Origin of the sequence: Methermicoccus shengliensis DSM 18856, from assembly GCF_000711905.1 — an archaeon.
GTDB classification, from domain to species: domain Archaea; phylum Halobacteriota; class Methanosarcinia; order DSM-18856; family Methermicoccaceae; genus Methermicoccus; species Methermicoccus shengliensis.
The window spans coordinates 48,583-54,766 of record NZ_JONQ01000015.1 but is presented as its reverse complement, the minus strand read 5'-3'; the positions used below and the strand labels follow the sequence as shown (position 1 = coordinate 54,766).

Annotated in this window: 5 protein-coding genes; 3 read left to right on the top strand and 2 right to left on the bottom strand. The window is 56.5% G+C overall.

All coding sequences use genetic code 11. The features are described from left to right. Positions 1-96 precede the first annotated feature (96 nt). Both mtaB and BP07_RS08420 read left to right on the top strand, forming a co-directional pair. Positions 97-1,512 carry a methanol--corrinoid protein co-methyltransferase MtaB gene (gene mtaB / locus BP07_RS06415; RefSeq protein WP_042684251.1) on the top strand — a complete coding sequence of 472 codons (1,416 nt, stop codon included), beginning with the start codon at positions 97-99 and terminating at the stop codon, positions 1,510-1,512. A 266-nt stretch (positions 1,513-1,778) separates the two neighbouring features. Continuing rightward, a complete protein-coding gene (locus BP07_RS08420; protein WP_052353306.1) occupies positions 1,779-2,615 on the top strand; it encodes an NOP5/NOP56 family protein in 837 nt (278 codons plus the stop codon). 2 nt (positions 2,616-2,617) lie between these two features. Here the strand turns inward: BP07_RS08420 and argJ are convergent, their stop codons facing one another. Together argJ and BP07_RS06400 are read right to left on the bottom strand one after the other, a co-directional pair. Continuing rightward, the gene (gene argJ, locus BP07_RS06405; RefSeq protein ID WP_245597073.1) at positions 2,618-3,814 is read right to left on the bottom strand and encodes a bifunctional ornithine acetyltransferase/N-acetylglutamate synthase; all 1,197 of its coding nucleotides are present in this window, start codon (positions 3,812-3,814) and stop codon (positions 2,618-2,620) included. A 46-nt stretch (positions 3,815-3,860) separates the two neighbouring features. Continuing rightward, complete coding sequence (locus BP07_RS06400; protein WP_245597075.1) at positions 3,861-4,832, bottom strand: RNA-guided endonuclease InsQ/TnpB family protein; 972 nt, start codon at positions 4,830-4,832, stop codon at positions 3,861-3,863. Between the two features lie 353 nt (positions 4,833-5,185). Between BP07_RS06400 and BP07_RS06395 the strand changes: the two genes are divergently transcribed. After that, positions 5,186-6,184, top strand: a complete 999-nt coding sequence (locus BP07_RS06395) for a methanogenesis marker 2 protein (RefSeq protein ID WP_042687049.1) — start codon at positions 5,186-5,188, stop codon at positions 6,182-6,184.

Genomic DNA, 6,184 nt, shown 5'->3' with positions numbered 1-6,184 from the left:
TAGGGTAAAATCAGAGTGAAATCCTTACAATTGATAACATTTATATCAGAATAAACTCCACCACTCCCCTGTAAAAAACCATTGGGAGGAGGAACTATGGCTGTAAAGATGAGATACACCAAGATGGCCTACACCAACCCAGACGACATGGTGTTCGGAGAGGCTCCGAACCCCATCAAGAACTACGGACTGGACCTGGAGCTTGGTGCAGGATACGTGGTGCCAGAGACCAACTACGCACCAAGGCCCGGCTCTGAGGCCTCCAAGATGAAGCTTGTGAACGAGTACAGACACATCACCAAGGACATCCTCGAGAGGTGTGTCACGATTGGACTTCCCACCATGCAGCTCGAGACAGAGCACGTGTTCCAGATGACCAACGACCCATCATGGGGCGAGGCGGTCACCAAGAAGCAGTTCGAGCTGATGAAGAAGTTCAACGAGGAGTATGGCATCAAGCTCGCTCTCAGGCACACACCGGGTGACATCAGGCGTGATGAGCTGGCACCCGCTGGCCTGAGAGAGGACGCAGAGCACGACTACCCCAACAAGATGATTGCTACCGTGGAGGCATGTGCCAAGGCGGGTGCGTCCAACATCTCCTGTGAGACCGTGGGCGGCAAGGAGATTCTGGACTATGCAGTGGCCAGGCAGGACCTCAAGGGCATCCTGTTCGGCATCGGCTGCCTGGGCAGCATCGACATGGAGTGGGTGTGGAGCCAGATAGTGGACACCGTGAACAAGGCGGGCACGAGCTGCATACCCGGCGGTGAGACCAACTGCTCTGGTGCCAACACGTGCATGTTCGTGGCTGGCGGTCTGCTGGACAACAACCTGCCCCACGTGTATGCCATCATCGCCAGGGCCATCGCAGCTGGCAGGACGCTCGTGTGCTACGAGTGTGGCGCCAAGGGACCTGGCAAGGACTGTGGATACGAGGGTCCAATCGTGAAGGCCGTGGCAGGTGTGCCCCACGCCCAGGAGGGCAAGGACGCCACGTGCGCCCACGCGGACGTCATGGGCAACCTGATTGCACAGTGCTGTGACCTGTGGTCCAACGAGTCCGTGGAGTATCACTCCGAGTTCGGTGGCTCCACGGTGCAGGTGTGGGCACAGGCTCTCGGATACGAGGTCGCCCTGATGAACGCCGCAAAGCAGACGGGCAAGGACAAGGTGCTCAGAGACCTGTACGTGGCAGCCGACCTGTACAGGGACCCGCAGCCCTATGTGCTCGCATACTTCAACGCCTTCAAAGTTGGGCAGGCAATCGTCGAGAATGGCAACGACGTCTACCTCAGGGCAAAGGCTGCGGGCGAGACCGCCGCAAAGATTGTGGACGAGGCCAACAAGAAGGGCGAGCTGAAGCTCACGAAGTTCGAGAGGAAGGCGCTCGACAAGGCACTCGAGGAGCTGGCGAGCTTCCCAGACTCCATGGACGCCTTCATGGACGAGTGCATCAAGGAGTACTCCGAGAAGGTGGACGTGTTCAACCCGAAGAACTACGGACTGTAAGTCCGTGGCTCTTCTTTTTTCTTTTTCTTTTTTGTGTTTTGTGTTTTGTGTTTTCTGGTGTTAAGAGAACGGAAGCTTTGAAGTGTGGATTTTTATATCTTGGGCTGAAATCAGATTGCCGTTTGAGGTGTGTATGCCCTCTGCAGCGCCCTCTGAAAGTACTGTCGAATTTCTCCCGAGCTGGAGCGAACAGCGCCGTCAACCCTTTATAATACACATCCAAGAGGTGCTGTGAGATGATGTGCATGGGAGTACAGAGGTGGTGAGTGGGTGCATGGCTTGAGGAGGGGCGTGTGGAGTTGAGAAGGGCAGCGGTGTGGTTCGGACACGTGCTCGATGACGGGCGAATCGAGCCCATCGAGAGAGACGTGGACGTGCTCACAGAGCACGTGCTGCAAATAGGAGGGTGCCCACCTCTTCCATTCTCCATGAGCGAGCGCGCCATCGAGAGCGGGCTCTTTTCGAGGCAGGAGTACTACTCCCTGCTAAAGCAGGTTGCCACAAGGCTCGCCAGCCACGCAATCCGCACGTCAATACCAGAGGACTGGGAGGTCGTTCGGGCAATCGACTGCCTCGACGAGCTCACGCGGTGCCTGAACGTGCTGGGAGAAAAGCGCAGGGAGGTCGAGGAGACGGGCGCTCTGGCAGAGGAGGTGCCATGCTGGATGGAGCATATCACGATGTCGGTGGACACTCTGTCCCGTGAGCGGTCATTGCTCATCGAGGGGGTGGAGCGTGCGGTGCGAAGGTGTGCTCCGAACACGGCAGAGGTCGCCACCTCCCTGATTGGTGCAAGACTCATCGCAGAGGCAGGGGGGCTCAGGGAGCTGGCGATGCTGCCTGCGAGCAGCATACAGGTGCTGGGCGCCAAGAGGGCGCTGTTTCGGCACCTTCGGGGCAGGGCTCCATCGCCCAAGCACGGCGTGCTGTACAGCCATCCAGCGCTCGCAAGGGCACCGAGAAAGATGAGGGGAAAAATCGCACGTCTGCTCGCCTCCCGCATCGCCATAGCGGCAAGGCTCGACTACTTCAGGGGCACCCTCGACGAGGAGTTTGTGAGCGATTTTAGGGAGAAGCTGAAAGAGAGGGGCATCGAGCTGTAGCATCACGTCCTGTACCTCGAGTTCAGCTCCACGTACTCGTGGGTGAGGTCGCATCCCCATGCGGTGGCGCTGTGGGAGCCCATCCCAAGGTCGATGTCTATCACGAGCTCCTCGCCCTCCATCGCACGGCTTGCCTGCTGCTCATCGAACGGCAGGGGCTCGCCCCCCCTCACCATATGCACGCCAGCAATGCTGATGGAGGTACGTCCCGCATCCACGCGCGCTCCGCTGTAGCCCAGCGCTGCCGCCACCCTCCCCCAGTTGGGGTCCCTGCCATACACAGCGGTCTTGACGAGGGTAGAGCCCGCCACCGCTCTTGCGGCGGCTCTGGCGTCCTCGATGCTCTGTGCCCCCCTCACGTTCACAGTGATGAGCGTGCTCGCGCCCTCAGCATCCGCCGCCATCATGCGGGCAAGCTCACGGCACACGTAAGAGAGTCCCTCTCTGAGGTTTTGCTCGTACACCCACATGTCTGCTGGCACCCTCTCACATGCCACCGATGTGAGCAGCACCATGTCGTTGGTGCTCGTGTCTCTGTCTATCGTGAGCATGTTGAATGAGCAGTCCACAGCCTCCCTGAGCGCCCTTCTCAGTACTGGGGAAGGAAGCTGCGCATCCGTATAGATGAAGGCGAGCATCGTTGCCATGTTGGGCTCCACCATCCCAGCCCCCTTCGCGATGGCGCCCAGCACCACCCTCTCGCTGCCCTCTCCCACCTCGACTGCAATCTCCTTCTTTGCCCTGTCCGTGGTGAGGATTGCCCTCGCAGCCGCATCGCTTCCCCTCGGGCTGTGCTCCAGCATGGGTGCCACCCTCTCTATCTGGCTCTCAATCAGTGGCATGTTGAGCCTGCATCCAATGACTCCTGTGGAGGAGACGAGCACCCTCCCCCTGCTAACCCCCATGGCGTCTGCCGCAAGCTCTGCCATGCGCTCAGCATCCTCGAGCCCGCGCCTTCCGGTGAACGAGTTGGCGTTTCCGCTCGAGACCACGATGCCCTCTGTCCAGCCCCTCGAGGATGCTAGCCTTGCCCTCGTAAGCACGAGCGGGGCTGCCTGAAAGGCGTTCTTGGTGTACACCCCAACACACCTGCCCCGCGCGCGCACCAGCGCCAGACCGTCTTTTCCATCTCTTCTACCCCATGCCTCCACACCCTCGACTGCACATATGCCACCCTCCACTCTTCTGATGTGCGCCATGAAGGCATGCTCGCTGAGATGGTATTTATGCTTGATGTCCAGTCAACTACCCCACCCTGACGGACGGGGCTTGTCCCTCGAAGGGACGTCTGGGTGGCTGACAGCACCCCAGTGAGTCTCGCATATAGCGGAACTCACGAGTTCTCCTCTCTATGTTACGAGCACCAACTAAATCTGCATTCAGCGTGTAGCCACATGCCTTGCATCGAAATAGTTTGCCATTTCTGTTTGCTTTGTTCACATGATAACATCTTGGACAAGTAATAGAGGTATGCTTGGGGTCAACATAGACTACCGCTATCCCCCTCTGCTTAGCCTTATACTCAATTATGAACTGTAGTTTGCGGTAAACCCACGACTCAAAGTCGTATCTCTGCTTTTTCCTAACCTTCGTCCTCTTCCTTATTCCATTCAAATCCTCCAATCCAATCACGTCTACGCCTTTCTCTAAAGCGAACTCTACCACTCTCTTGCTCGCTACATGGCAGATATTGTTGATGAGCCGTTTCTCCCGCCCAGCCAATCGCTTAAGCATTCGTTTGGCTGAGCGGCTGCCCTTCCTCTGCAAGCGTTCTCTCATCCCAACGAACATGTGTCTGATGTGCTTGATTATTCCTCCATCGAAAAATGTGCATTCTAAATCCGTTGTGGATGCAACCGCTATGTAGTTTAACCCTATATCCACTCCCATGAACTTTTTAGCCTTCGACAAATCGACATCAGGAACTTCTTTCTCAACCGACAGGTGGAAGTAATATTCGTTTCCTCTCTTAACCAAGCGGGAAGCTAAAAACTTCCATGTCCCATCGAAGTACTGCTTTGCATACTCGTAGATTATTAGCTTGTATTTCTTCCTTCCATCGAGGGTTGTTATGCTTAAATATTCACCCTTAAACGAAAAATCTCTGCCATACGATAGAGTCATTGTTCTTGCGTCGAACTCAGCAAGCCCCCATTCACCATTGGACTTCATGGACTTATAAGCTCCTGCTACTTGCCTGCATACATTGCATGCCATCTGTGCTTTCAAGCCAATGGTGTTTCTCAGAATGGGATAGCAGATTCTCTGGAGATTGTTTGCCGAGATTGGCTTCTTGTTTTCGTAAACTACTTTGGAGACGAAGTTAAGTCCTTCTCAGAGTATGCCTTCAGAGTTTTGTCTAAGGATTCGTCGTGTTCTGCGAGCTTTAGGACTACTGTCTTCGTTAGCTTCACAGTCATAATTTTCACAGAAAGGTATAATATAGCTTACTGTGTGAATGATATTATGTCGCAATTCCTCCCCTCCCTTTCGGAAGGGGACTCCTTGCGACGAAAAGTTGAAAAGGATAAATACGGGGCGCGCAGAGGAGCGTACAGAGGGACATCTGGATGTCAGGGGACGAGCTGGAGCGCATCGCCAACAGCATACGAACATTCGAAGGACTCACAAGAAAGCAGCCCATATCAAAGTTCGTCCCCCTCTTTTTGAAGGAGAGCAAGGAGCTGCTCAGGGGCAACACATATCTCGGGGACGATGCTGCCCTGCTGGACACCGACGGCGAGTACTACATGCTCTTTGCTGCGGACGGGATATGGAGCAGGCTGATGACATCTCCATGGTGGGCTGGATACAGCTCGGTGCTCGTGAACGTGAACGACATCGCCGCCATGGGAGGGGAGCCCCTCGCGATGGTGAATGTGGTGGCATCGTCCCATGGAGGAGTGTGGGAACAGATAGCCAAGGGAATCGCGGAGGGTGTGAGAAAGTTCGGCGTGCCCATGGTGGGAGGGCATCTGCATCCAGACACCCCATACGACTCGCTGGCGGTTGCCATACTGGGTAGAGTGAGAAAGGGCTGCGAGATACGAAGCGACACCGCCCGTGCAGGGGACGTGGTGGTGGCTGCATATGACCTCGATGGCAGGGTCGGTCCCAACTCGCCATACAGCTGGGAGAGCACCACCACCAAGAGCCCTCGGGAGATAGCCCGCATGTATGAGTGCATGAGGGTACTGGGAGAGCGGCACCTCCTGAGCGCCGGAAAGGACGTGAGCAATCCAGGGCTCGTGGGCACGCTCTCGATGCTGTGCGAGTCCAGCGGGCTTGGAGCCACCGTGCAGCTCGAGAACATCCCTCTCCCAGAGGAGGTCGCCCTCTCGAGATGGGTGCTCGTACACCCCGCCACTGGGTTCGTGGTGAGCACCCGCCCAGAAGATGCGAGGGATGTCTTGGAGGTATTTGAGGGGGCTGGGCTTGCGGCAGCTGTCATCGGGCAGCTGCACACTGAGAGGAAGGTATACATCGCCCGTGGTGATGAACGGGTGATGGTGTTCGACCTTACGAGCGAGAGCATCACAGGGCTCGTTGGAGGTGAAGAACATAAATGA